Source organism: Actinoplanes sp. NPDC049265, assembly GCF_043197135.1.
In the GTDB taxonomy this organism is placed as follows: Bacteria; Actinomycetota; Actinomycetes; order Mycobacteriales; family Micromonosporaceae; genus Actinoplanes.
In genome coordinates, this window is record NZ_JBICSP010000012.1 from 173,568 (window position 1) to 197,577 (window position 24,010).

Here is a 24,010-nt window from a genome sequence, read left to right on the forward strand (position 1 = left end):
GGGTTTCCCTTCGGGGTTCAGGTGGTTACCGGCCGCTGGGTGTGGCGACCTATCGGCTGGGTGCGTACGCGCCCGTCGTCGTCGACGTGCACCTCGATGCGCAGGCCGTAGACCTCGGTGAGGAGGGCGGCGGTGAGTACGTCGGCCGGGCGCCCGGCGGCGCGGACCCGGCCGTCGTGGAGCAGGACGACCTGGTCGGCGACCGCGGCGGCCTGGTCGAGGTCGTGCAGCACCACGCCGATCGCCACCCCGTGGTCGTCGGCCAGTTCGCGGACGGTGTCCAGGATCTCGACCTGGTAGCGCAGGTCGAGGAAGGTGGTGGGCTCGTCGAGCAGCACGACACCGGTGTCCTGGGCCAGGCAGGTGGCCAGCCAGACGCGTTGCAGTTCGCCGCCGGACAGTTCGTCGACGGCCCGCTCGGCCATCGGGTGCACGCCGGTCAGCCGCATCGCCCGGTCGACGACCTGGTGGCCGTCGGGGTCGCCGGAGCCGAAGCGGCCGCGGTGGGGGTGCCGCCCGTACCCGACGACGTCGCGGACCCGCACCCCGCCGGGGGTCGGCCGGGACTGGGTGAGCAGGGTGACCCGCCGGGCGAAGTCCTTGGGGCGCAACGCGAGCGCGTCGGTGTCGGGGAGCCGGACGCTGCCGGACCGCGGCTGGTGCAGGCGGGCCAGCGCGCGCAGCAGGGTCGACTTGCCGGAGCCGTTGGGGCCGACGAGCGCCACGACCTGACCGGCGCTCAGCTCGATGCCGGCACCGTGCACGACGGTGCGGCCGTCATAGGCGAGCGTGAGGTCGCTGCCGGTGAGCGCGTTGCCCTTCATAAGGGCAGCCTAACCTAAGAGTCGATGAACCCCATGATCGGTTCCGGCGGGGGTCTGAGGCCACGATGCGTGGGTACGGCGAACCGTTCGCACCGTGGCCCCCGGACGGTCAGCGCACCGAGCGGAGCGCCGTCCGCAGCGCCACCTCGTCCAGCCCGAAGCCGAGCGTGACCGTGCGCCGGGTCGAGACCGCCGCGTACGCGCGCAGCACCGCGCCCGTCCGGTTCCACTCACCGGCCGCCACCGACCAGCCTCCGAGGTTCGTCTCGAAGTCGTCGGCGGCGGTCGTCGTGCCGCCCACGATCACCTTGGTGTCGTCGACGAAGGCCCCACGGCCGCCGGCGCCGCCGTCGCTCACGTAGGTCACCGACAGCTCGACCCGCTTCCCGGCGTACGCGGAAAGGTCGGCGCTGACGGTCCGCCATCCGTTGCTGCTCCCGGTCACCGAGTGCCAGGCGCCGCTGCTGCCGGTGGCGGTGCAGGTCGGCCCGTCCGGCGTCAGGTAGTGCGTGAGGAACGGGTGGACGCCGGTCAGGACGGCGCACTCCTCGGGCACGGTGGTGCCGGAGCCGGTGAACGGCAGCGTCGTCCAGTCGTCGCCGCCGGCGGTGCGGGCCTCGATCACCAGCGCGTCGTAGCCGGGCTCGATGTCGTAGGACACCGCCATGCTGAGCCGCGGGTCCTGCGCGGCGGTGGCGGCACTCAGGTCGACGGTCCGGGTCATCCGGGCGTACGCGTTGTCGCGATGCGCGAGGGCCGCCTGACCCGCCCCGGCGAACGGCGCGAACGGGCCGCGGACCCCTTGATAGACACCCGCCGGGCGGGCGCCGGTGCGGTCCCCGGCCGTGGTGGCGAACATGGTGACCGGGCCGGCCGGGTCGCGGAAGGTGACCGAGGCGCCGTCGAGCACCCCGCCGCCGGTGAACCCGGTCGCCCCGGCCGTGGTGACCGGACTGTCCACGCCGAGCCAGTACTGCGCGAAATCGTCGGCGTTGACCCCGGTGCTGGACACCGGCTCGTGGGCCGCGGCCGCCGGACCCGCCTTGACCAGCTTGCCGCCCTCGTTGAGATAGTCGCGGACGGCCAGCGTGGTGGCCGGGGCGGCGGCCTGACCGGCGACCTCCCAGACGACCGCGTCGAAGTGACTCAGCACGCCGAGGTCGTCGGGCGAGCCCTGAACGGCCACGTCCCACACGGTGGCCTTACCGCCGAGCGCGTCGACGTAGTGCCGGGCCCGGGTCGCGGGCGCGCCCTCGTCGGCCAGCACCAGCACGTCGCCCGTGCGCGGGGCGGCCACCCGGTAGGTGAAGTGCCCGCTGCCGGCTCCGCCACCGGTGAACCACACCTCGACCGCGGCGCCCGGCCGGGCGCCGGTGATCTGGCCGCGGTAGTCGTCGTACCAGAGGTTGTCGGTCCCGCCGTAGACCTGGCCGCCGGCCCACGGCCGCACGGGCGCGGTGCGCTCCTTGCCGCCGTCGATCCGCCAGTGCAGCTTCTTCGCGGTGAGGCTCTTGCGGGCGGTCACCGCGACGGTCTGCGGTCCGGTGCCCGCGTACGAGGTCGTGAACGGGTGCGCGGTGAGCGGGGCGGTGGCGATGCCGACCGAGGACGCCGGGTTCGCCGGGTCGGCCGCCGAGTCCGCCACCGACATCAGGAACGGCAGGTTCTTGGCGAACTCGGCCTGGATCAGCTTCTCGCTGTCCGGGAAGTGGAAGACGCTCGGGCAGTCGGCGACGGTCCACTCGTCGGCCGGATCCGACTGGGCCGCCGTCTGGCAGGTGCTGAGTTCGGTGGCGATCATGGGTACGCCGTTATTGTTGACCGAGTTGCCGAGCGAGTCGCCGTTCGACGTGTAGATGTCGGAGAGGACCTGCGGCCGGAAGCCCGGCACGGCCGAGGTGGCGGGCGTGCCGACCAGGCTGCGGTAGACGCCGTCGTCCGGTGACGGTGTGGCGGTCTGCCAGCCGACGCCGTACATCAGCAACTGCGCGGCGGAGTGCATGTTCACCGCGAACTCGGGCCGGACCCGGCGCTCGAAGGCGTTGAACGCGACGTTCTCCGGCTCGGACGCCGGGCTCGGGCCGCGGTAGATCTCGGTGCCGGGATCGGGCGAGGAACCCTCGTCGTCGTAGCCCCACTGCCAGTCGAAGTTTCGGTTCGTGTCGACGCCATCGCCGACGGCGATCTGACCGTCGCCGTTGTTGTCGCGCATGTTCTTACGCCACAGCCGCGCGCCCGGCCCGTCGCTGAACGTGTAGTCGTAGCCGTCCGGGTTGGCCACCGGCATGAACCACATCTCGGTGCCGTTCACCAGCCCGGTGATCCGCGGATCGGTGCCGTAGCCGTCGACCACGTGGTGCATCAGCCGCCGGGTGACCTCCGGGGTGATCCACTCGCGAGCGTGCTGGGCACCGAAGAAGAAGCTGCCCGGCCGGCTCCCGTCCGGCGTGCGGGCCGCGTTCCTGGTCACCTTGAGCACCAGGATGTCCTGGCCCCGGACGGTCTTGCCGATGGACCGCACCGAGGCGATGCCCGGGTGCGCGGCGGCCACCGCCCGCATCTCCTGGGCGATCCCGCCGCTGCCGCTGTACGGCCGGAACACGCCGTCACCGGCCGGGGCCGCCCTGGCCGCCCGGCGCTCGGTGAGTCGGATGCCCTGCTCGCGCAGCCGACCGGCCTGGGCGCCGGTGAGCACCACCTCGACCCCGGCCGCCCGGCCGCCCTCGGGCCGGTCGATCTCCGTGGTGTCGGCGCCGGCCCGGGCCAGGTCGTCGACCTGCGCCGCGGTGACCTGGGCGTGCCAGACCCGCAGCCGGTCACCGTCGGGCGCGGCCGAGGCGCCGGAGCCCGGAACGGCGACCACCCCGGCGAACGGGATGAGCGCGGCCGCCGCGGCCGCGATCACACGTCTCATGAGTGTCTCCTTTGGAGGAAGGTGATACCTGCACCTTCACCCAACGCGCGGCGTTCAGCGAAACTCATCGATTGCCCGTCCGCACCGCCTTTCCTACCCACGGGCGGTCCGGCCAGACCTGGCGGCCCCGCTGCACGGGGCCGCCGGTTCGCCGTCAGACGCAGCGCTGGAGACGGTTGTCCCAGGCCGAGCCGGCCGGGCAGTCGTTCGGCCCGTCGGCCTGGACCGAGGTGTGGGCCGGGGTGGTGAACGCCCCCAGGATGACGGCGGCGGCCACGACGAGGTTGGCGATGAGGTTACGGCGACGTGCGCGCATGACCTTTCCTTTCAGGAAGGTTGCATGAGTGGGTTGGGCGGCGCGCGCGTGATGCCGGGAATGGCCGTTCCCGACGCGCGCGCCAGCGCGCGCTGACCTCGAGACGAGTTCCGGAGCCACGTCTTGATGTCACAATGACAATAAGGTGCCACAGGGGTTTATGTCAAGGCGACACAATCACCGTTTGGGGCAGTCCTCGGGCGGCACCGCGGCGCACAGCTCGCCGATTCGCTCGCGGGCCAGCACGGCCGCCGTCGCGTCGGCCAGGTCCTCGCACGCGTCGGCCAGCAGCGTCTGCGCCTGGATCTCGAGGCCCGCCGCCCCGCAGGCCTGGAACCGGGCGACCGCCCGCAGCAGCGCCGCCAGCCGGCCCTCGGGCTCGCCGTGCCGCCGCTCGAGCTCGGCCACGGACAGCGCGATCCGGCCCTCCAGCACCACGTCGCCGGTCGCGTGCGCCACCGAGGCGGCCCGGGCCAGCAACTCCCGGGCCCGGCCGGCGTCCCCCTCGGCCAGGGCCAGATCACCGAACCCGTGCTGGGCGTACGCGTGCCCCTGCTCCTGATCGGACGGGAACACCGCGAGCACCTCGCCGAAGGCGGTCCGGGCGTCATCCCGCCGGTCCATCGCCAGCGCCGCCCGGCCGGCCCAGTACCGGGTCTGCGCCACCAGCCGGGGCCGGCCGAGCTCGCGGGCCGTGGCCTCGGCCTGGTCGAACATGTCCAGCGCGGCCTGGTGGTCGCCGCCGTCCAGATGCGTCTGCCCGATGAAGCGCAACGTCTGCAGCACGCCGGCGGTGTCGCCGACCGCGCGGTAGAGCTCCAGGGCATCGGAGAACGTCCGCAGAGGACGGGTCAGCTCGCCGCGCCGACGCAAGGCGTTGCCCAGCGTGCGCAGCGCGATCGCCCGGCCCTGCCGCTCGCCGGCCTCGCTCAGCAGGCGGACCGCCTCCTCGAGCTCGGCCACCCCGGAGACGCCCGGACTGCCGCTGGCCACCAGGGGCGGCTGGCCGAGCATGGCCAGCAGGAAGCCCTCGGCCCGTCGGTCGCCGGCCGCGCGTACCGCGGTCAGGGCCACCTGGTGGGTGACCCGCCAGTCCTCGAAAGCGTCGCCGATCGTGTAGAACTCGTGCGACGAGACGGCCAGATCCCAGCACAGGTCGGCCTGGCCGAGGCGTGCGGCCCGCTCCACCGCGGCCCGGACGTTGCCGCGCTCGCGGGCGAACCAAGCGGCCGGGTCCCGGTCGATCTCGCGGGACACCGCCTCGGGCACCGCCACCGCGGGCAGGTCGCTGTGCACGACCTCGAAGTCGCCGCCGCAGAGCCGCACGTGGGCCCGCCGAACCATGGTCAGCAACATCCGCAGCACACGCAGCTCGGCGGCGGCCCGGTCGGCCTCGGGCAGTTCGTCCTCGGCCCGGCGGCGGGCGTATTCCCGGGTCAGATCGTGGAACCGGTAGTGCTGCCCATCGCCGATCGGCTCGATCATGCTCACGGCGGCCAGCTGGGACAATGCCTCGCGCGCGGTCTCGGACGGCGAGCCGGAAGTGGCGGCCTCAACCGGGCCGGACTCGCCGAAACGGCCCGCTGATGCATGGAGGTGCTCAGAGCGGCTCTGAGCACCTCCATGCATCACCGCCGCGCTGGGCCGGTCGAGCAGGCCCGGCCGGTCGAGCAGGCCCGGCCGGTCGAGCAGGCCCGGCCGGTCGAGCAGGGCCGTCGCGGTCCACTCGGCGAAGGTCGGGCCGGTCAGCGGGCCGAGTAGCAGGAAGAGCCGGCGGACCCGGTCGGACAGCGGGGCCAGGCCCGCGCCCAGGGTCCGGGACAGTGACGTCTCCCCGTACACGAAAGCGGCCGGACCGTGCTCGGCCAGCCGGCGCCGCAGATCGGCCGTGGGCCGGTGGAAGTCCTCGACCCGCAGCGCCGCCGCGATCCGCAGGGCCAGCGGCAGGCCGCCACACATCCGCACGACCTCCTCGACGTCCTGGTCCTGCCCGGCCAGGTCGACCTGGCCGGCGGCCGCGATGGTGCGGAACAGCTCACCGGCCACGGCCGGCTCGAACGGCTCGAGCGGGGCGACGTGGTGCACGCCGCCGGCGACCGAGGGCAGGCGCCGCCGGGCGGTGATCAGCACGACGCAGCCGTCCCCGCCGGGCACGAGATCGCCCACCTGCGCGGCGTCGGCGGCGTCGTCGAGCACGATCAGCACCCGGCGGCCGGACAGCAGCGTCCGGAACAGCGCCGCGCGTTCGTCCCGGGACTCCGGCACCGCGGTCACGCCCAGCGCACGCAAGAACCGGGCCAGTACCTCGCCCGGGTCGGCGGGCCGGTCGCTGGTGCCACGCAGCTCGGCCCAGAGCTGCCCGTCCGGGAACCGGGCGACGGCGTCGTGGGCGGCCCGCAGCGCCAGGGCGGTCTTGCCGATGCCACCCGGACCGGAGATCACCAGCATCGGCCGGGCCGGGCGTCCGAGCTGCCAGGTCACCTCGGCCAGCAGGTCGGTACGCCCGACGAAGTCAGCGGGTGCGGCGGGCAGCTGGCGCGGCACCGGGTCGGGCCGCACGTCCGGCTCGGGCGTCACGCCGAGCTGCGCGGCGACGTCGTCGGGCCGGTCGTTGACCATCGCGTAGTACAGGGCGCGCAGGGTCGCGTCGGGCCGCCCGCCGGTCTCCCGCTCGACCGCCTCGGCGTGCCGGGCGTAGGCGTCGACCGCGTCCTGCCGGTGCCCAGCCCGGTAGAGCGCGAACATCAGCTGCCGGCACAGCCCGCCGTGGGCCGGGTCCTCGGCCACGAACCGCTGCACCTCGTCGACGATCGAGGCCGACCGGCCACGCCGGTTCTCCAGCTCGAACAGCCGGACCGCGTTGCGCTTACGGCGGCTCTGCAGGTTGTCGATGATCTCCTGGAACGGCTCGGGCGGGACGTTGGCCAGCGGGACCGGGCCACGCCACTGGGCCAGGGCCCGGCGCAGATGCTGCACCTCGTCGCCGGTGCGGCGGGCGCCACGGTCGGCGTCGGCCTGCTCGATCAGACGGTGGAAGACCTGCGCGTCCAGGGTGTCGGGTCGTCCCGGTGGGAGCTGGAACAGGTAGCCGTACCGGGGCAGGGTCTTGATCGCGTCGGGGTGGCCGGCCTGGTCGAGCAGCAGCCGCAGCGCCGAGATGGCCTTGTGCAGCTGGGCGACCTTGGTCCCGGGCACACCCCAACCGGCCCGGATCAGGTCGGCCGTCGGCACCCGGCTGCCCGCCCGGACCAGGAGCATGGCCAGCACGCCCCGGTAGTGCCCGCCGGGCAGCGTCACCACCTCGCCCCGGGCGTCGCGGACCTCGACCTCACCGAGCAGCCTGTAGATCATTCGTGCCCCCCTGCCGCCACAGAAACCGCACGATTCGACCGTATGAGATAACCGGGCGGTGACGCCACCATGGCGGTCCGTATTCGACACGTTCGGAAGCCGGGCGGAAGCCCACCGGTAGCTCGCCATGACCGAATCGCTGAAGGTAGCCGACGACAAGCTCCTCGCGAGGTGACAGGTGGACAGCGAGATGGACAGTGAGCGGCGGCCCCTGCGGTCGATCGGTACGAGTGCGTCGGAGATCCATGCCCGGACCGGTCAGCTGCTGGCCGGGCTGGCCGGGGCGCGCGGGGCGCGGCTCATCACCGCGGTGCCGGTGGGCGCGGGTGAGACACCGATCCCGTACGCGTTCTGCGCCGGCCGGTCGATCGTCCTGCTCGACTCGGTGGCGTGGCCGGCCGGCACCTATGCGATCACCCCGGACGGCCGGGTGCTGTGCGACGGCACCTACATCGGACAGTCGATCCGGCAGCTGGTCGGCGCGGTTCACCGGTTGCGCGGGGCGATCTCCGGTGAGCGCCGGGTCGAGGCGGTCGTGGTGGTCCACCCGTGCACGCCGACCGCACCGACCCTGCCCGTGACCGGCCCGCCCGGGCTGAGCTGGGTGACTCCGGCCGACCTGGGGGCACATCTGGGTGCGCGAACGAACCCGGCCAGATTATTGTCAGTCTGACACTAATATGCTTACCCTGAGCATGTCCCCCGTCACTCCGTGCTCATGAGGTGGCCATGATGTCGCACGTACGGCAGCTCGATCTGATCCTGACCATCGGCGTGGCCGTGGTCATCGGCGTCCTCGGCGCCCTCGACGTGGTGGGTCCGGCGGTCACCGGCGGCGCCACCCTGACGACGCTGGGCCTGCTCGCGCTCAACTCGCTGCACGGCCGGTCGGCGGTGCTGTCGCTGACCCGCTCGGTTCGTGAGCTGGGCGACCACGTGGGCGACCGGGCCGGCGCCGACCGGCTGCTGGCCCCGTCGACCTCGGGGCTGGACGTCGACCTGGACGAGGCCCACGACGTCCGGATCGTCGGGGTCACGCTGGCCCGGACCGTCCGCAACCACTACGCGTTACTCCAGGAGCGGCTGGCCGCCGGGGCGAGCGTACGCATCGCCCTGATCGCGCCCAGGCCCGCGACCGTCGCCGAGGCCGCGCGGCGCAGCACCATCCCCGACCACCCGGAGATCTTCGAGCACCGGCTGCGCACCACCCTGGACCTGCTGGAGACGCTCGCGACCGAGACGGCGTCGACACCCGGTCGGCTGGAGGTGCGGCTCCTCGACTTCGTACCGGCCTTCGGGCTGATCGGGATCGACGCCGACGCCACCGGCGGGCGGCTGCGGGTGGAGATCTACTCGCACCGGTGCGGAACGCCCGAGCCGACCCTGCCCCTGCACGCCGGCCGCGACGTGCACTGGTTCCGGCACTTCACCGGCGAGTTCGAGCGGGTCTGGGCGGCCGGCCGCCGGCACGACCGGACCGCCCAGCCGGCCCGCTGATCACCTGCGGCGGTCACTCCCGGCGCTGCCACTCGTGGAAAGTCGCCTGGGCGAGATCCAGCTCCACCGTGACCTGCCGGACCCCGTCGGTGGTGAGCAGGAAGGCCAGCAGGCGGTACTTCGAGTAGCGCCACGGGCCGTTCCGGGCGCGGGCCCGGCTGCTGCCGGCGCGGCCGGCCTCCACCGAGGCGTACGCGCAGACGTCACCCCACCGCAGGTGGTAGGCCCGCAGCGCCAGGTCGACCAGGATCCGCCGATCGCAGTCGAGCCACTGGGCCATCTCCATGTCGGTCGGCCGGTCGTCCAGCCGGTGCCCCCACCGCTGCCACTCGAACCAGTAGGCGTTCAGGCGCACCCGCCGGTCCTCGGTGTCCACCGCGACCCGCCGGTTCTCGGCCCCGATCCGCACACCGGCCTCGGCCGCCAGCCAGCCGGCGACCACCACCGCGAACGCCGCGCCGAGGGTCAGCCGCAGGTCCTGCCGTGCCGCCGCCTGCGCCGCCCACAGCAGGCTCGCCGCCGCCAGGCCGGTGCCGCCCACGCAGACGCCCTTGACCGCCGGCGCGACGGCCCACCGCCGGCACTCGTCGGCCCGGGTTCCGGCCCGCCACTGGCGCCGCAGCTCGCGCACCTGGAAGCGGATCAGCCAGCGCACCTCGTCGGCGCTTACCCGGGCCTCCCGGTAGACCTCGGCCAGCTCGTCGCGCAGCCGGCACATCGGCCGGTAGGCCTCCCGCAGCCAGGCCGCCCGCTCGGCCGGGTCGGGCACGGCCAGGCGGACGTAGCGGCGGTACATCCGGTCCACCCGCCCGGCGAAGCCCCCGGCCGGCGGTCCCGCGTGGGAGGGCCGCGGCGCCCGCCGCCGGGACCGGAACCGCCACTCGGCCCCGTTGACCAGCGCCGCACCGGCCGCGCCGAGGCCGACCGCCACCGCGATCACCGCCGAGGGGTCGTCGCGCTGCAGCCCGAGCCAGCCGAGCACGCACGCCGCGCCGGCCGCGATCACCGTGGTCAGCGCGGCCAGGGCCAGGTGGGCGCGGCTGACCCGGGCCGGGCGCACCGGGCGGGCGCGCGGCGGCGCCGGGTCGGGTTCGAAGAACTTCCACACCCGTTCGGTACGCCGCCCGGCCGTCCGAGCGGCCCGCGCGTCCTCGACCTCCTGGGCCCACAGCTCGTCCTTGAGCGGCCCCTGCACGACCCGTTCCAGGTGCCGGGCGATGCTGGTACGCATGCCCGGGTCGAGCGCGTCCAGCTCGGCCAGCGTGGCCGAGACGGCGGCGGCGTCCGGGGCGTGCGCGGCGGTGGCGTCGACCAGCCGCTCGATCACCGCGATGCCGCGCGACCACCACCGGTCCGGTTTCAGGCCATGGATCAGCTCCCGCGTCGCGGTCAGCTTCAGCCGCTCCTCGGCCGAGAGTTCCCACAGGGTACGCCCGCTGAGGAAGGCCAGCAGCCAGTGGAACCACACGTACGGCTCGGTGCCGATGTGGGCGACGATCTCGGCGAACAGCCGCCGCGCCGTGGTGGCCTGGCCCGACTCGAGGTAGCGCAGGGCGATGGCCAGTTTCTCCCGCGGCGAGGCGTCCGCCGGCACCCGGTAGTAGTCGTGCACGCCACCGTGGACCGTGCCGGTCACCGCACCGGGCCGGCCACCCGGCGTCTCCACCGGTACCTCCCGCGTGGTGGTCACCGCCGCCCTCGTTCCTCGCGGCCCGGGCCGGTGGTGCGACCGGGCCGCGCGTTGTGGTGGAGGACGAACCCGGCGACCGCGCCGTGCGTGCCGCCCTTGGCCCGGTTCCGGATGTCGGGCTTCCGCCGCTCCGCCTCCTCCCCGGCCGGCGATTCCCCCTCGGCCCGCCGACCTTGCTCTGTGATCAGCTCCCCGGCCCGCGCCGCCCGGTCGGTGAGCAGCTCGCCGGCCAGGGCGACGGCGAAGGCGGCGGCGTTGCGGGCGGCGCGCGGCGGCCAGCCCGCACCGTCGGTGCCGCCCCCGGCGCTGTCGGCGCGCTCGCCGATGCCGCGGATCACGCCCACCGGCACCGTGCTCAGGTGCCCGGCCCGGGCCGCGCCGCCGGGCTCGAGTTCGACCGCCAGCGCGTCGTCGTAGTGCGGCCGGAGCCAGCGCAGCGGCACCGCGACCGGGAGGTCCGGCCGGACCTGGCCGGACGCCACCGGCCCGAAGTGGACCAGCGGCGCGCTGCCGTCGGCGACGTCCCGGCGGGCCAGGCGGCGGGCGGTCTGCACCAGGTCGTCGTCGGTCGTGCGGACCCTCGGGCCGTCGGCCGGGACGGCGGCGCGTTCGTACGTGTACACGTGCGTGGCCACCACGATGTCGCCGAGCCGTACGCTCGACCGCAACGCCCGGGCGACGCCGACGAACAGCACCGCCGCCGGGTCGAACACCCGGACCGCCCGCTCGGCCAAAGCGGCCGTCCCGTGCGTACCGTGACCGGTGACCCCCACCACCACCTCGCCGTCACCGGCCGCACCGACCTCGAACCGGGTGCCCGCCGCCGGCGGTGGCTCGCGGATTCCGGACAGCCGATCGCGAACGGCCTTGTACTCCAGCTCCAGCGCGGTGAGTATGACGATCGGTGGACTTACGTTCATGGTCAGCAACCCGCCCCCTGGTCGACCCGGATAATCCCGCCCATCGTCGATGGCCGGTCTACCGGAGTCCTACCGCGGCGCATCCGGCCGTGGACAAGTTTGTGTCAAACGGACGATAAGGACTACGCTCGCCTCATGCCCGGCCGGGAACACGCTTCGCTGCGACTCGCCGTCGACCTCGCGATCCTCACCGTGCGTGAGAACTCGCTGCAGGTTCTGACGATCACCCGCGCCAACGAGCCGTTCCGGGGACGGCCCGCGCTGCCCGGCGGGTTCGTGCGCACCGACGAGGACATCAAGACCGCGGCCGAGCGGGAACTCCGCGAGGAGACCGGCCTCGACAACGTGAGCGCCCATCTGGAACAGCTCTCGGTGTACGGGGAGCCGGCCCGCGATCCGCGCGGGCGCGTGGTCAGCGTGCCGTACCTCGCGATCATGCCCGACCTGCCGGCGCCCCGGGCCGGGTCGGACGCCAGTGCCGCCGCCTGGACGCCGGTCGACAAGGCCCGCGGCACGCTGGCCTTCGACCACGACGAGATCCTCGACGAGGCGGTCGAGCGGGCCCGGGGCCTGCTCGAGTTCACCACCCTGGCCACCGCCTTCTGCGACCCGATCTTCACCATCGGCGATCTGCGCGCGGTCTACGAGGCGGTCTGGGGCGAGGCGCTCGACCCGCGCAACTTCAACCGCAAGGTGGTCAACACCGACGGCTTCGTCGAGGACACCGGCGACAAGCGGGTGCCGCCGGTCGGCCGCCCCGCCACCCTCTACCGTTCGGGTGGCCAGACCGCGCTGAACCCCCCGATCCTGCGCGGCCGGTAGGTATCCGGTAGGCGCGACGACCATCCTCGGTTCGATGACCGCCGGGAGGGTCGACCTGCTCGTCGTCACCGCGTCGCCGGAGGAGCACGACGCCGTGCGCGACGCGGCGACCGGCGTCCGGTGGCGTCCGGAAAGCGTCGACGGCCTCTCCTGCCTGATCGGCGGAGAGGTGGCGCTGGCCCGGCCGGACCAGCCGATCGGTCCTTTCGCCGCCCGGCTCGATCCGCGCTGCGTGGCCATGGCCGGGGTCTGCGCCGGCGACCCGGACCAGACCGTTCCCGGCGACGTGGTGATCGCCGACCGGGTTCACGAGTACGACGAGGGCAAGCAGCGGGCCACCTACCTCGACGGCGACCACGAGCAACACCTCCAGGACGACCGGTGGGCGCAGGCGGCCCGGCGGTTCACCCCCGAGGCATTGCCGTCCTGGGCCGCGGCCGGCGCCCAGGAGGCACGGGACTGGCTGCTGGAACGGCTGGCGCGGGGCGACGATCCGCTCGCCCAGGTGGCCCGCGGGCGCTACTTCCCGCCCGGGACCTGGCGCGGCCGCCTCGACCAGCTGGTGCGCGAGGGCCTGGTCCGGCCCGGCCACCGCGGTCACGAGCTGACCGCGGCGGGCGAGGCGTACGACCGGGAGCGCCGCGCCGCGGACACCGGCCCGCCGCGGCGGCTGCCGTTCGCCGTCCACGTCGGACCGGTCGCCGGCGGCCGCACGGCGCCGGCCGGCCCGGCCATCTGGGAACGCCCGCGCCGCACCGGGGTGAACGGCATCGCCGCCCTGGCGACCGGGGCCGCCGCCGTCGCCGCGGCCGCCCGCGAGCACGGGATACCGCACTGGTTCGTCGTCGCGGGCGTGCTGGACCCGGCCGAACCGGAGCGTTACCGGACGTTCGCGGCCCGGGCGGCGGCCGAGGTGCTGTGGGCGCTGCTGCCCCAACTCGACTCGGCATAAAACTTTACGACCGGTCGGTCGCATTGTAGGTTCGTACCCGTGACTGAAGATCGCCGGCTGCTCCGCGGCGAGCGCACCCGCGCCGCCGTGCTCGACCACACCCTGCGCCTCGCCTCGGTCGAGGGTCTCGACGGCCTGTCCCTGGCCCGGCTGGCCGAGACGCTCGGCATCAGCAAGTCCGGCCTGTTCGCGCACTGGCGCTCCAAAGAGGAGATCCAGCTCGCGGTCATCGACCACGCCCGGCAGGAGTGGATCGCCGAGGTGAGCGCACCCGGGCTGAGGGCACCACGCGGGGTACGCCGCCTGTGGGCCGTACACGAGCGACGGATGGCCTATTACGAGTCCGGCCGGCAGCCCGGCGCCTACTTCTTCGCCAGCGCCTACTTCGAGTACAACGCCCGTGAGAGTGCCGTCGGCCGGCGGCTGATCAGCGAGCTGGACGACTGGATGGCCCTGCTGACCCGGCTGGCCCGCGAGGCGGTCGAGGCCGGCGAGCTCCGCCCCGGCACCGACCCGGCCGGCCTGGCCTACCTGACCGATTCGCTCGGTGTGTACGCCGCCATGCAGGCACCCGTGGTCGGTGCCGCGGCGACCTGCGGGGCGGCCCGCCAGTCGCTGCTCACCCACCTGCGAGCACTCGCCACCGACCCGACGATCCTCCCGGAGCCGACATGACCACCACCATCGCGTACGGTTTCGCCGCACCCGCCCTCGTCCACTTCGACCAGCTGGACCCCATGGGCATGCTGCACAACAGCCAGTACGCCATCCTGGTCGAGCGGGCCCTGGCGGCCTGGTGGGCCGAGCGGGGCGTCTCGTTCGAGAACGGCCGGCCGACCACCCCCGACGCCTTCACCGCGGTCCGCGACTTCGCCATCACCTATCGCCGCCCGGTCCGCGGCACCGGCGAGATCCTGGTCCACTTCTGGGTCGAACGGCTCGGCGAGACCAGCATCGACTACCGGTTCCGGGTGACCTCGGCGGACGGCGAAACCCTGCACGCCGACGGCCGCCGCCTCTCCGTCCACCTGCACCCGATCACCCTGCGGCCGGTGCCGTGGACCGACCAGGGCCGCGAGGTCGCCGCCGCCCTGGTCAAGCCGGAGCCGGCCCACCCCGACCGCCTGACTCATCCCGCTTGGTGATCTTCAGGCCAGGGCGCATCTGTGGATCACCCAAGTGCGAGGCGAGGTTCAGAGTGTGGCTGGCGTCGCCGCGGCGCGCCCTCATCCCGTCGGGCCCTCGGGTCCGGGGTCCCGGCGGGCACATCCGCGCGCTCGATCACAAGTGCTTTGTCGCGCACGCGATTTCCGTTCCGGACTTTCGGCCGGTGGCCGCTCGCCCGGATCGACGATGATTTGTGCCCGGCCGCGGGGCTAGCGTCGATTGATGGTCCTGCTTGGGATCTCGCCGCCTTTCCCGGCGAAGGGATTTTCCATGCCTACGCGCCGAATCGCCGCATCGGGAATGTTGTCCATATTGTTGGTCTCGGGTGTTTCGACGACCAATGTGGCCGCCGCCGATCCCATCCCGACAGACGCCGAAAGTCATTTCACCACCCCGGCCGAAGGTCATGGGGAGGGGCACGAGCACGCGGCCGAGGACCTGGCCGGTACGCCGATGAGCACCATCGAGAAGCGGACCGCGGAGAACGCCGCGCGGATCCGGCGGGCCACCGGCGTCAGTCCCGGCGAGGCGAGCACATTGCCGAAGATCGCCCCCGAACCCGGGCGGTCCGGTGCGTGGAGCGCGGTCATCGGCACGCCCGTGGTGCCGGTTTTCCAAGCCGTACTGCCGAACGGCAAGGTGTTGATCTGGGATTCGGTCGGCGACAACGCGGCCGAATCGTACCCGGTGCACGATTTCACCCGCGCCATGATCTGGAACCCGGCCGACGACACCTATCGCCGGGTCGATCTGCGGGGATCCAACATCTTCTGTTCCGGGTTCGCGCATCTGGCCGACGGCAACATCCTGGTCGCCGGCGGAAACGCGAACGCTCAGCTCGACGGGACGGTCCGGACGTACGTCTTCGACTGGCGGGCCGAGACGTGGACCCGCGGCCGGGACATGGCCTCGCCGCGCTGGTATCCGTCGGTCGCCGAAACCGCCGACGGCGAGCACGTCATCATCGGCGGCGGCCCGGTCACGGCCGAGGTACGCCAGAACGACGGCGCCATCCGCGAACTCGACGGGTTCACCCGGTACGGCGCCCGGCGCTACCCGTTCCTGGCCTCCCGCCCGGACGCGCAACTCGGCTTCCTCGGGCCGACGACCACGGCGTACACGATCAGCACCGCGGGCAGCGGCACGATCACCGCCACCGCCACGCGCGACGCCGTCAACCGTGAGTACGGCAGTTTCGCCACGTACGACATCGGCCGGTCGATAGTGGTCGGCGGCGGCAAGCTGACCGAAGGCGGCCGGGCCGACGTGCCCACGCGTACCTCGGTGATCGTGAACAGCGGCGCCGGCCTGCTGCCCACCACGACCGCCACCGGCCGGCTGTCGGTGCCGCGGCGGCAGCTCAACGCGACGGTGCTGGCCGACGGCTCGGTGCTGGCCACCGGGGGCCTGACCAGCGTGGCGACCAGCACCCTGGTGGACCTCGCGCACCCGGTGACGGCGGCCGAACGCTGGGATCCGGCCACCGGCGCCTGGACCGTGCTGGCCAGCGCGCGGCGGATCCGGCAGTACCACTCGGCGGCGGTGCTGCTGCCGGACGGGCGGGTGCTCACCGGGGGCGGCGGGGTCTGCGATGTGTGCGTGCGGGCCGGCTATCTGGAGAAGAACGTCGAGTACTTCAGCCCGCCGTACCTCTTCCGCCGGGACGGCAGCGGCCGGCCGGCGCCGCGACCGGTCATCTCGGACGGCCCGGACCAGGTGGGCGTCGGCGGCACCTTCACGATCGCGTCGGCGCAGGCGGCCGGCGTCCGGAAGGTGGCGCTGGTCGGGCTGGGCGACGCCACCCACGGCGTCGACCAGGGCCAGCGCTACGTCCCGCTGCGGTTCACCGCGGACGGCACCACGCTGAGCGTCTCCGGTCCGCCCACCGGCGGTGTGGCCCCGCCCGGCTACTACATGCTGTTCATCGTGGACGCGGCCGGAGTGCCGTCGGTGGCCCGGATGGTGCGGGTGGCCAAGGGGCCGAGCCCGTTGCTGAGCCCGGTCCGCAACAGCACCGGGCGGTGCGTCGACGTGCCGGGCGCCACCACCGCGATCAGGATCTATCTGCAGGCGTACAACTGCAACGACACGGGTGCGCAGGCGCTGACCCGGCAGCCCGATGACCGGTCGGTGCGGGTGCTCGGCAACTGTCTGGACGTACCGGCGGGCCAGTTCGTCGCCGGCCGGGCCGTGTGGACCTACCGGTGCAACGGGTCGGCGGCGCAACGGTGGCGGTTCGACCCGGACGGCACGATCCGGCCGGTCGAGCGACCGAACCTGTGCCTGGGCGTCCTGACCACGGCGAACGCGGCGCCGGTGCTGATCCGCGCCTGTTCCGGCAGCCCGCTGCAGCGGTGGATGTATGGGACGCCACGTTGAATCGGATGAAAGCCCGATCGAACGCCTGGTAAACCGGATGGGTGAAGTTCGCCGAGGTCAACGGTGTCGGCACTCAGCCCGGCCGCGGCGGAAAGGCCGCGATTGAGCGACGAGAAGGCCGCCTCAGGACGCTCCGGGGATGTAGTCCTCCAACCGGGCCGGGGTCAGGCCCGCGTCCTTGATCGACTTCAGCACGGCCAGGAAGTCGTCGACGAACGCCGGCCGGAAGTGCATGAGGATGATGTCGCCCGGCTGCACCTTGTGTACGCCCTGGTAGTACACCTTGCCCTTGTTGGTGGCCTCCTTCCAGAAGAAGGCCGCCTTCATGCCGCAGTCGTGCACGGCGCGCAGGGTCGTGGCGTCCTTGGCCCCGAACGGCGGCCGGAACAGTTGCGGGCGCCGCCCGTACCACTGGCCGAGCTTGTCCGCCGAACCGCAGATCTCGCGCTTCTGCGTGGCGTAGGACTTGCCGCGCAGTTGCTGGTGGGTGATCGTGTGCGCCTCGATCGTCGCGCCCGCCTGGACCAGCGGCTTGAAGTAGTTCACATCGGACTTGATCGCGTTGGTCTGCAGGAACAGGCTGACCGGCACGTTGGCCGCGGTGAAGAGCGCGTACGCCTTGGGGTTCTTCTCCCAGCCGTCGTCGATGGTGATGAAGGCGACCTTCTGGGTGGTCGGGATCGCGCTGAGCCAGGCGGCGGAGTCGCCCTTGGCCAGGGTGATGGGTTGGGCGGGGGGTGCCGCGTCGAACTTGGGCACCCGGGCCAGTTCGGCGGCCGTCAACGCCACGGTGCCCGGCGGCAACGGGCCGGTCGGCGGGGTGGACGGCTGGTTCGAGGCCGGGCCGGACGGGGCCGAGCTGGGCATCACCATGCGGTTCGGCCGCACGTTCGCGGGGGTACTGCCGCAGCCCGCGACGAGAGCGACCACTGCCGCGGCCGCCGTCCAGGGCGCGAACCGACGCCGCACTCCATCGAAGATCACATGGGTGAGGATGTCTCTTCCGTGCAACCACGTACGGCGATCGAACGGCGACCACCCGTTCGCAACGCGAGCGCGGCGAGCCCGCCCACCGGCACCACGAGCCAGCAGGACAGCACCCGATAGATCAGGACGGCGGCGGCCGCACCGGCCGCGTCCATGCCGGCGGCGGTGAGCCCGGCGATCAGCGCGGCCTCGACCACGCCGATCCCGCCCGGTGTCAGCGGGACCTGCCGGACGATCTGCACGCTGAGGTAGATACCGGCCAGCGCCGCCGGGTTCACCCCCCGGCCGAGGGCGTAGACGGCGGCGACCAGGCACAACAGGTCGCCGAGCCATTTGACGGTGCCGTACGCGAGGGCGACGACCCAATCCCGCACGCTGATCCGGGCACCGGCCCGCCACGCCTCCCGGGCCGAGGCCACCGCCGAACGCATCAGGCGCGCCACCCGGCCGTCGCCGGCCCGATCCCCCGGCCCCCGCCCGCGCAGGTATCGGCGCCCGGCCACCAGCACGACGACGGTCAGCACGGCCAGGCCGGCCACGGTCAGCAGCGGCCGCCCGCGCACCAGGGTGGTCGACAGGGCCAGGCTGCCGCCGGCGTAGAGAAGGGCGAGGCCGCCGATCGAGGCCAGCCCGGACACCACCACCGAGGCGAGGGCCTGCTCGCGTGTCGCGCCGACCCGCTGGTACGCCCGCACGGTGTACGCCGTGGCCACCACCCCACCGGCCGGCACGGCAATCGCCACCGCCGTGCTGGCCAGCACGATCCCGAAGACGTGGTGGGTCGCGAGTCGCACCCCGAGGCCGCTCAGCAACTGCCGCTGCTGCAGCGCGAAGGCCCCGATCGACGCGGCCTGGAATGCCGCCGCGAGCGCCACCCAGCCGAGGTCGGCCCGCAGCAGCGCGTCCCACACGTCGCCGGGCGAGGGCAGCCGGCCGCGCAGGCCCACCACCGCCAGGACGACCACGACGGCCACGATCAGAAGCGAACGCGTCACCTTCCGATACGAGGTCGCCTGGTCGTTGGTCACGCGGACACGTTACGCGTACCCCGGCCTCATCGTTTGCGCCGGAAGTTCTCCAGGATGCCGGCCAGCAACGTCATCTCGTCGCCCAGGGCCTGCTCACCCTTGGCGGTGATGGACGCCCAGGTGCGGGGCCGGCGCCCTTCGTACCCCTTGGTGATCTCGACCAGTCCCTGCGCGGCCAGGACGTCGAGGTGCCGCCCGAGGTTGCCGTCGGTCAGCCCCAGCGTCCGTTTCAGGTAGGGGAAGTCCGCCCGCCCGGCCTCGTCGAGCACGGTCAGCAGCGCGAGGCGGGTCTTCTGGTGGACGGTGTCGTCGAGGTCCAGGGCGGGGTTGCGCTCGACCTCGGTCACCGGGCGCGACGGGTGGTGATGACGGCGCCGGCCAGCAGACCGGCCGCGGCGAGCAGGTCGAGCGCGTACGCGGCCCCGGCCGCCGCCACGCCGCCGGCCGTCGAGGTGACCAGGGCGAGCACCAGCTGGACGGCACCGGCCAGGGCGAGCGCCTTGGCCACCGTACGCAGAGTCTGGTTGTGCTGCCGGGCCGCCACCGCCCACAGGATCATGGCCGGCCAGAGCAGCGGCCCGAACACCCCGAGGAGGAACGCCGGGAGGAACAGGATGGCCAGCAGCGGGAGGCTGACCAGGTATCCCAGGGCGATCGGCCGGTACGACCGCCGCCCGCCGCCGACGCCGTCCCGGTCGGCGACGCGGTTGGCGTAGGCCCACAGCCCGAACAACGCGACCGCCCCGGCCACCGGCCAGTAGGCGAAGAGCACGGTGTGCCGGGCGGCCGGGCCGGGCGCGGCGATCCACGCGACGGCGTGCAGGACGGCCAGCCCGCCGAGCATCAAGAGCGGTGCGGTCACGGTACGCCGGTCCGCCCGCACCCGGGCCCGCAGTTGATCCAGGCCGGTCGCTGCTACCTGCTCACTCATCGCCACTCCTCGCCTCGACAGATCACTCTGTCATGCAGAGTACTCGCCCCTGTCGAGTCTCTGCTCCGGCGCGACGGGGACGGTGAGCGCGACCGTCGCCTCCCACAGGCGGGTGGCCGTGGCCGCGTTCCCGGCCGCCCGACTGGGACGACGGACGGCCGGGGGCGGCCGGTGAAGCTAGGAAGCCATCCGGTCCGATGTAGGCGTTGCCGGGAACGTCCTGGGCCCGCTGAACGACAGGGCGCGGCTATGCCCCCGAGCAGGCCGCAGTCAGCTTGGCCACGGCCGCCTCGAGCTTCTTCCGGCTCGGCTTGGCCTTGGCCGACTCGTTGTACTTGTCGCTCAGCTCCTGCATCTCCCGCTGAACCTCGTCGGCGGCGGCGCTCACCGCGTCACTCGCCCCGATGGAATGGGCCAGCACCGCGGTCGATCCGGCGGTCCACTGGGCGCTGACCGCGATGTGCCCGGCCGGCGGCCCGATCTTCTCGGCCTTGGCCACCTTGGCCTCGTTGTCCTTGAGGTCCGTCTTGATCGCGGCACAGGCCTCCCGGGTGGCCGCGTCGTCGGCGCTGCTGCTGGGTGCGGCGGCGCTGGTGGTCGCCGGGGCCGGTGCGGGCGGCGGGCTGCCGGCGGCCTCCGGGCCGGACTGCGTGTCGCAGGCCGACATCGCGATCATCACCGCGACGGCGGTGACGCTTCGTACGAGCATGGTCCGGTGCATGTGAATCTCCCCGTGGTCGGTGTGTCCGGCGGCACGCTACCAGCGCCTCGCGCGGATGAACCGGGCGCGGCGGGCCACGTTGGTCGATCGGTGGACGACGGCACGGAGGGACCCGACGTGAGCCAGGACGCGATCGCCCGGATGTGGGCCGACCAGGTGCTGCCCAGCCTGTCCGAGCTGGTCGCGATCCCGGCGGTGTCCGCGCTCTACGACTCCGACGGGACCGGCGGCGGGCAGCTGACGACCGCGGTCGAGCACGTCCGGCGGTGGGCGCTCGGGCTCGGACTCCCCGGCCTGCGGGCCGAGGTCAGCACGGCCCCGGGCCGGGCGCCGGTGCTGTTGATCGACGTGCCGGCCACTCCCGCTGCGGCTGCGGCCGGCACCGCCCTGCTCTATGGCCATCTGGACAAACAGCCCGCGCTCGGCGCCTGGTCGGAGGGGCTCGGGCCGTGGACGCCGGTGCTGCGCGGCGACCGGCTCTACGGGCGCGGCGCGGTCGACGACGGCTATTCCGGCTATGCGGCGCTGACCGCGGTGGCCGCCCTGGCGGCGGAGGGCCGGGCCCACGGCCGGGTCGTGGTCCTGCTGGAGACCGGCGAGGAGTCGGGCAGCACCGATCTGCCGTTCTACCTCGACCGGCTGGGTGCCCGGCTGGGCGACGTGTCGCTGGTCGTCGGCCTCGACTCGGTCGGCGTCGACGCGCGCCGGCTGTGGCTGACCACGAGTCTGCGCGGCGGGCTGCTGTGCACCGTACGGGTCAGCGCCCGCGCCGGCGTCAAGCACTCGGGCATCGCCGGGGGGATCCTGCCCGACCCCGTCCGGATCCTGCGCGCCCTGCTCGACCGGGTCGAGGACAGCCGCACCGGTGAGGTCACGCTGCCCTCGGTCAAGATCGAGATTCCGCGGGTACGCCGTGAGCAGGCGGCGGACCTGGCCGCCGCGTACCCGTTGGCGGCCCGCCTCGGCCTGGCCGACGGCGAACCCGTGGTCCTCGACGACGACGCCGAGCTGATCCTGAACAACACCTGGCGGGCGGCCCTGACCGTGACCGGCGTGACCGGTCTGCCCCCGGCCGAAGCCGCGCCGGCGCTCCAGCAGGGCACCGTCGAGGCACGGCTGGCGTTCCGCCTCCCGCCGACCGCGTCGTCCGCGGACGCCGCCGCCGAGATCACCCGGGCCCTGACCACCGACGTGCCGCACGGCGTCGACGTCGAGGTGACCGACGTGATGCGCCTCGACGGCTGGAACGCGCCCGAGCCCGCACCGTGGATCCTGGAATCGCTGACCGAGACCAGCCACCGGGTGTTCGGCGCCCCGCCCGGGCACGTCGGCGTGGGCGGCGGCATCCCGTTCATCGACATGCTGGCCCGGCGCTTCCCCGCCGCCCAGTTCGTGGTGACCGGCGCCGCGTTCGAGAGCTCCAACATGCACGCCCCGGACGAGTGGCTCGACCTGCCGTACGCCCGCAAGATCACCGAAGCGGTGGCCGACCTGCTCGCCGCGCATGCCTCCCGTCCCGCTCCACAGCGGTAGGTCCGGACGGTATCCGCAGAAACCGCGGCAGCTCGACGGGGTGTGGAAGCTGACGGTCGAGGACCAGTCGTGGGGCTTCCCCGAGGGCGACTACCTGGACAGCTGGAAGCTGACCTCGTAGCCGGCTCAGCCCGCGGTGATGATGAGCTTGCCGCCCCGCGGGGTGCGGTGGCGTTCGAGTTCGGTCAGCGCCGCGATCGCGTCGGGCAGGGCCACGGTCCGGGCGATCGGTACCCGCAGCCGGCCTCGCGCGGCCATGCCGGCCACCTCGCCGAGGTCGTCCGGACTGGGCCGGCCCATCATCACCGAGTAGGGCCCGGGCAGGGCGCTACGCGCGAACTTCGACGCCGAGGGGACGATGTCGAGGATGCGGCCGCCGGGCCTCAGCAGGGTCCGGGCGGTCGCGGCGGACAGCGTGCCGGCAGTGTCGAAGACCAGGTCGAATCGTCCCGCGAGCCGGGCCGGGTCGAAGTCGAACCCGACGACCGGGTCGATGCCGAGTTCGCGGGCCTCGTCCTCGGTGGTGGACCGGCAGCTGCCGCCGACCGAGGCGCCGGAGGCCAGGGCGAGCTGGGCGGCGGCGCGGCCCACGCCACCGAGGCAGCCGTTGATGAAGACGGCCTGCCCGGATCGCAGTTTGCCCCTGTCCCGCAGGGCCTGGACCGCGGTGACCCCGACGACCGGGAGCGCGGCGGCCTGCTCGAAGGACAACTCGGCCGGCTTGATCGCCACAGATTTCTCCGGGGCCAGGACGAGCTCGGCGAACGCGCCCGGCGTCCGGAGGTTCGTGCCGCCCAGCACCGCGTCGCCGGCCCGGAATCGGGTGACGCCCGCGCCGACGGCCACCACGACGCCGGCGAAGTCGTTGCCGACGCCACGCGGGAAGGTGCGGCCGGTCATCAGGCGCATCTCGCCGTTGCGCATCTTCCAGTCCATGGCGTTGGCGGCGGCGGCGCGCATGCGTACCAGGATCTCGCCCCGGCCCGGGTCCGGCGGCTCGAACTCCTCCAGGCGCAGGACTTCGGGACCGCCGTACCGATGGTATTGAACGCGTTTCACTGATTCTCCAGGTCTCGATGCGGCTGAGTATCTTGGCGCTATGCCTCGGTGGGAGCACGGCAGTGCGGAGCGGCTGAAACAGGCCGCCATGGAACTGTTCGCGGAGCAGGGTTTCGAGCCGACCACCGCGGTCCAGATCGCCGAGCGCGCCCGCGTCACCACCCGCACCTTCTTCCGGTATTTCCCGGACAAGGAAGAGGTTCTCTTCGCCGACGCGGATGCGCTCTACCAGGCGCTCGTCGAGGACCTGCGCCGGACCGGCGACGTCGCGGAGCCGCTTCGAGCGGTGACCCGGGCCCTGGCCGGCTTCGACTGGGAGAGCCTCGGTTCGCGGGAAACCCATCTCCAGCGGGACGCGATGATCGCGGCGAACCCGCAGCTGCTGGAGCGGGAACTGGTCAAGCAGCAGCGGGCGGCCGACGGGTTCAGCGACGCGCTCCGCGAGCACGGCGTCGATCCCGGTACGGCCGACCTCGCGGCCGCGGTGGGGATTCAGGTGTTCCGTACGGCCTACCGCCAGTGGCTGGACGGCGACGACACCGACCTGGCCGGTACGACCGGCACCGCGATGTCGTTGCTCACCAGGATCGTGCCGCGCCCTTGATCAACCCAGCAGACGCGCGCGGTGAGCCAGCTCGTCCTCGTCCGGAGGCGCGGTCGGGTAGACATCGGCGTCGAAGAACTGGGCGAACGGCAGGGTGGCCATCGTCTCGGCCGCCTGCTTCTCGTCGTCGGCGATGATCTCGACGAAGGTCGCTCCCCTGGCCGGGGAGATGTAGTGAACGCCGATCTTCCGTTCCGAGCGCAGCACCTCCAGCTGCTTGTGCTCGGCGTCGCGCAGGGCGTTGAACTCCGCGAGGTCCGCGTCGGGGCGGAGCGTCCCGACCACCATGAATGTCGACATGGCCTGTCCTTTCCA

At 73.3% G+C, this 24,010-nt stretch carries 22 protein-coding genes; 9 read left to right on the plus strand and 13 right to left on the minus strand.

Features of this window, described 5'->3' with window-relative positions:
* Window positions 1-17 precede the first annotated feature (17 nt).
* The 4 genes from ACGFIO_RS27135 to ACGFIO_RS27150 all read right to left on the minus strand — a co-directional run bounded on the left by ACGFIO_RS27135 (window position 18) and on the right by ACGFIO_RS27150 (window position 7,405).
* Entirely contained in the window at window positions 18-824 is an 807-nt protein-coding gene (locus ACGFIO_RS27135; RefSeq protein ID WP_392829791.1) for an ABC transporter ATP-binding protein, read from the minus strand.
* Window positions 825-933: 109 nt separating this feature from the next.
* Window positions 934-3,738 (minus strand): M14 family zinc carboxypeptidase, encoded by a 2,805-nt coding sequence (locus ACGFIO_RS27140; RefSeq protein ID WP_392829793.1) that lies wholly within the window; start codon window positions 3,736-3,738, stop codon window positions 934-936.
* Between the two features lie 154 nt (window positions 3,739-3,892).
* A complete protein-coding gene (locus tag ACGFIO_RS27145; protein WP_392829795.1) occupies window positions 3,893-4,054 on the minus strand; it encodes a hypothetical protein in 162 nt (53 codons plus the stop codon).
* Window positions 4,055-4,231: 177 nt separating this feature from the next.
* Window positions 4,232-7,405: a BTAD domain-containing putative transcriptional regulator gene (locus ACGFIO_RS27150; RefSeq protein ID WP_392829797.1), complete on the minus strand. Its 3,174-nt coding sequence runs from the start codon at window positions 7,403-7,405 to the stop codon at window positions 4,232-4,234.
* A gap of 178 nt (window positions 7,406-7,583) precedes the next feature.
* Between ACGFIO_RS27150 and ACGFIO_RS27155 the strand changes: the two genes are divergently transcribed.
* Both ACGFIO_RS27155 and ACGFIO_RS27160 read left to right on the plus strand, forming a co-directional pair.
* Entirely contained in the window at window positions 7,584-8,078 is a 495-nt protein-coding gene (locus ACGFIO_RS27155; protein WP_392829799.1) for a hypothetical protein, read from the plus strand.
* 59 nt (window positions 8,079-8,137) lie between these two features.
* Entirely contained in the window at window positions 8,138-8,902 is a 765-nt protein-coding gene (locus tag ACGFIO_RS27160) for a hypothetical protein (protein ID WP_392829801.1), read from the plus strand.
* A 13-nt stretch (window positions 8,903-8,915) separates the two neighbouring features.
* On the opposite strand, the gene ACGFIO_RS27165 is transcribed toward ACGFIO_RS27160, so the two are convergent.
* Both ACGFIO_RS27165 and ACGFIO_RS27170 read right to left on the minus strand, forming a co-directional pair.
* The gene (locus tag ACGFIO_RS27165; protein WP_392829803.1) at window positions 8,916-10,592 is read right to left on the minus strand and encodes a hypothetical protein; all 1,677 of its coding nucleotides are present in this window, start codon (window positions 10,590-10,592) and stop codon (window positions 8,916-8,918) included.
* Entirely contained in the window at window positions 10,589-11,512 is a 924-nt protein-coding gene (locus ACGFIO_RS27170; RefSeq protein WP_392829805.1) for a purine phosphorylase, read from the minus strand. Before ACGFIO_RS27170 ends, ACGFIO_RS27165 begins: the two co-directional genes overlap by 4 nt.
* 135 nt (window positions 11,513-11,647) lie before the next feature.
* On the opposite strand from ACGFIO_RS27170, the gene ACGFIO_RS27175 reads away from it, so the two are divergent.
* The 5 genes from ACGFIO_RS27175 (at window position 11,648) to ACGFIO_RS27195 (ending at window position 16,832) form a co-directional block, all read left to right on the plus strand.
* The gene (locus tag ACGFIO_RS27175; protein ID WP_392829806.1) at window positions 11,648-12,334 is read left to right on the plus strand and encodes an NUDIX domain-containing protein; all 687 of its coding nucleotides are present in this window, start codon (window positions 11,648-11,650) and stop codon (window positions 12,332-12,334) included.
* 34 nt (window positions 12,335-12,368) lie between these two features.
* Entirely contained in the window at window positions 12,369-13,286 is a 918-nt protein-coding gene (locus ACGFIO_RS27180) for a hypothetical protein (protein ID WP_392829807.1), read from the plus strand.
* A 39-nt stretch (window positions 13,287-13,325) separates the two neighbouring features.
* Complete coding sequence (locus ACGFIO_RS27185) at window positions 13,326-13,961, plus strand: TetR/AcrR family transcriptional regulator (protein ID WP_392829809.1); 636 nt, start codon at window positions 13,326-13,328, stop codon at window positions 13,959-13,961.
* A complete protein-coding gene (locus ACGFIO_RS27190; protein WP_392829811.1) occupies window positions 13,958-14,431 on the plus strand; it encodes an acyl-CoA thioesterase in 474 nt (157 codons plus the stop codon). Before ACGFIO_RS27185 ends, ACGFIO_RS27190 begins: the two co-directional genes overlap by 4 nt.
* A gap of 292 nt (window positions 14,432-14,723) precedes the next feature.
* Window positions 14,724-16,832 carry a galactose oxidase-like domain-containing protein gene (locus ACGFIO_RS27195; RefSeq protein ID WP_392829813.1) on the plus strand — a complete coding sequence of 703 codons (2,109 nt, stop codon included), beginning with the start codon at window positions 14,724-14,726 and terminating at the stop codon, window positions 16,830-16,832.
* A gap of 123 nt (window positions 16,833-16,955) precedes the next feature.
* Here the strand turns inward: ACGFIO_RS27195 and ACGFIO_RS27200 are convergent, their stop codons facing one another.
* From ACGFIO_RS27200 to ACGFIO_RS27220, 5 genes are all read right to left on the minus strand, one after another.
* Window positions 16,956-17,816 carry a polysaccharide deacetylase family protein gene (locus tag ACGFIO_RS27200; protein ID WP_392829814.1) on the minus strand — a complete coding sequence of 287 codons (861 nt, stop codon included), beginning with the start codon at window positions 17,814-17,816 and terminating at the stop codon, window positions 16,956-16,958.
* The gene (locus tag ACGFIO_RS27205; RefSeq protein ID WP_392829816.1) at window positions 17,813-18,847 is read right to left on the minus strand and encodes a YbhN family protein; all 1,035 of its coding nucleotides are present in this window, start codon (window positions 18,845-18,847) and stop codon (window positions 17,813-17,815) included. The genes ACGFIO_RS27200 and ACGFIO_RS27205 overlap by 4 nt, the downstream gene beginning before the upstream one ends.
* A 26-nt stretch (window positions 18,848-18,873) precedes the next feature.
* On the minus strand, window positions 18,874-19,194 hold the full coding sequence (locus ACGFIO_RS27210) for a transcriptional regulator (RefSeq protein WP_392829818.1): 321 nt from the start codon (window positions 19,192-19,194) through the stop codon (window positions 18,874-18,876).
* A complete protein-coding gene (locus ACGFIO_RS27215; RefSeq protein WP_392829820.1) occupies window positions 19,191-19,778 on the minus strand; it encodes a hypothetical protein in 588 nt (195 codons plus the stop codon). The genes ACGFIO_RS27210 and ACGFIO_RS27215 overlap by 4 nt, the downstream gene beginning before the upstream one ends.
* A gap of 247 nt (window positions 19,779-20,025) precedes the next feature.
* On the minus strand, window positions 20,026-20,499 hold the full coding sequence (locus tag ACGFIO_RS27220) for a hypothetical protein (RefSeq protein WP_392829822.1): 474 nt from the start codon (window positions 20,497-20,499) through the stop codon (window positions 20,026-20,028).
* A 117-nt stretch (window positions 20,500-20,616) separates the two neighbouring features.
* On the opposite strand from ACGFIO_RS27220, the gene ACGFIO_RS27225 reads away from it, so the two are divergent.
* Window positions 20,617-22,032 (plus strand): M20/M25/M40 family metallo-hydrolase, encoded by a 1,416-nt coding sequence (locus ACGFIO_RS27225; protein ID WP_392829824.1) that lies wholly within the window; start codon window positions 20,617-20,619, stop codon window positions 22,030-22,032.
* Between the two features lie 126 nt (window positions 22,033-22,158).
* On the opposite strand, the gene ACGFIO_RS27230 is transcribed toward ACGFIO_RS27225, so the two are convergent.
* On the minus strand, window positions 22,159-23,091 hold the full coding sequence (locus ACGFIO_RS27230; RefSeq protein WP_392829825.1) for an NADP-dependent oxidoreductase: 933 nt from the start codon (window positions 23,089-23,091) through the stop codon (window positions 22,159-22,161).
* Between the two features lie 40 nt (window positions 23,092-23,131).
* On the opposite strand from ACGFIO_RS27230, the gene ACGFIO_RS27235 reads away from it, so the two are divergent.
* Complete coding sequence (locus tag ACGFIO_RS27235) at window positions 23,132-23,695, plus strand: TetR family transcriptional regulator (RefSeq protein WP_392829826.1); 564 nt, start codon at window positions 23,132-23,134, stop codon at window positions 23,693-23,695.
* Here the strand turns inward: ACGFIO_RS27235 and ACGFIO_RS27240 are convergent, their stop codons facing one another.
* On the minus strand, window positions 23,696-23,995 hold the full coding sequence (locus tag ACGFIO_RS27240; protein WP_392829828.1) for a hypothetical protein: 300 nt from the start codon (window positions 23,993-23,995) through the stop codon (window positions 23,696-23,698).
* Window positions 23,996-24,010 lie beyond the last annotated feature (15 nt).

Bases quoted from the DNA above. Each gene is read 5' to 3' on its own strand.
- ACGFIO_RS27135 (WP_392829791.1), bottom strand. From the start codon at position 824: ATGAAGGGCAACGCGCTCACCGGCAGCGACCTCACGCTCGCCTATGAC.
- ACGFIO_RS27140 (WP_392829793.1), bottom strand. From the start codon at position 3,738: ATGAGACGTGTGATCGCGGCCGCGGCGGCCGCGCTCATCCCGTTCGCC.
- ACGFIO_RS27145 (WP_392829795.1), bottom strand. From the start codon at position 4,054: ATGCGCGCACGTCGCCGTAACCTCATCGCCAACCTCGTCGTGGCCGCC.
- ACGFIO_RS27150 (WP_392829797.1), bottom strand. From the start codon at position 7,405: ATGATCTACAGGCTGCTCGGTGAGGTCGAGGTCCGCGACGCCCGGGGC.
- ACGFIO_RS27160 (WP_392829801.1), top strand. From the start codon at position 8,138: ATGTCGCACGTACGGCAGCTCGATCTGATCCTGACCATCGGCGTGGCC.
- ACGFIO_RS27170 (WP_392829805.1), bottom strand. From the start codon at position 11,512: ATGAACGTAAGTCCACCGATCGTCATACTCACCGCGCTGGAGCTGGAG.
- ACGFIO_RS27175 (WP_392829806.1), top strand. From the start codon at position 11,648: ATGCCCGGCCGGGAACACGCTTCGCTGCGACTCGCCGTCGACCTCGCG.
- ACGFIO_RS27180 (WP_392829807.1), top strand. From the start codon at position 12,369: ATGACCGCCGGGAGGGTCGACCTGCTCGTCGTCACCGCGTCGCCGGAG.
- ACGFIO_RS27190 (WP_392829811.1), top strand. From the start codon at position 13,958: ATGACCACCACCATCGCGTACGGTTTCGCCGCACCCGCCCTCGTCCAC.
- ACGFIO_RS27195 (WP_392829813.1), top strand. From the start codon at position 14,724: ATGCCTACGCGCCGAATCGCCGCATCGGGAATGTTGTCCATATTGTTG.
- ACGFIO_RS27215 (WP_392829820.1), bottom strand. From the start codon at position 19,778: ATGAGTGAGCAGGTAGCAGCGACCGGCCTGGATCAACTGCGGGCCCGG.
- ACGFIO_RS27220 (WP_392829822.1), bottom strand. From the start codon at position 20,499: ATGCACCGGACCATGCTCGTACGAAGCGTCACCGCCGTCGCGGTGATG.
- ACGFIO_RS27235 (WP_392829826.1), top strand. From the start codon at position 23,132: ATGCCTCGGTGGGAGCACGGCAGTGCGGAGCGGCTGAAACAGGCCGCC.
- ACGFIO_RS27240 (WP_392829828.1), bottom strand. From the start codon at position 23,995: ATGTCGACATTCATGGTGGTCGGGACGCTCCGCCCCGACGCGGACCTC.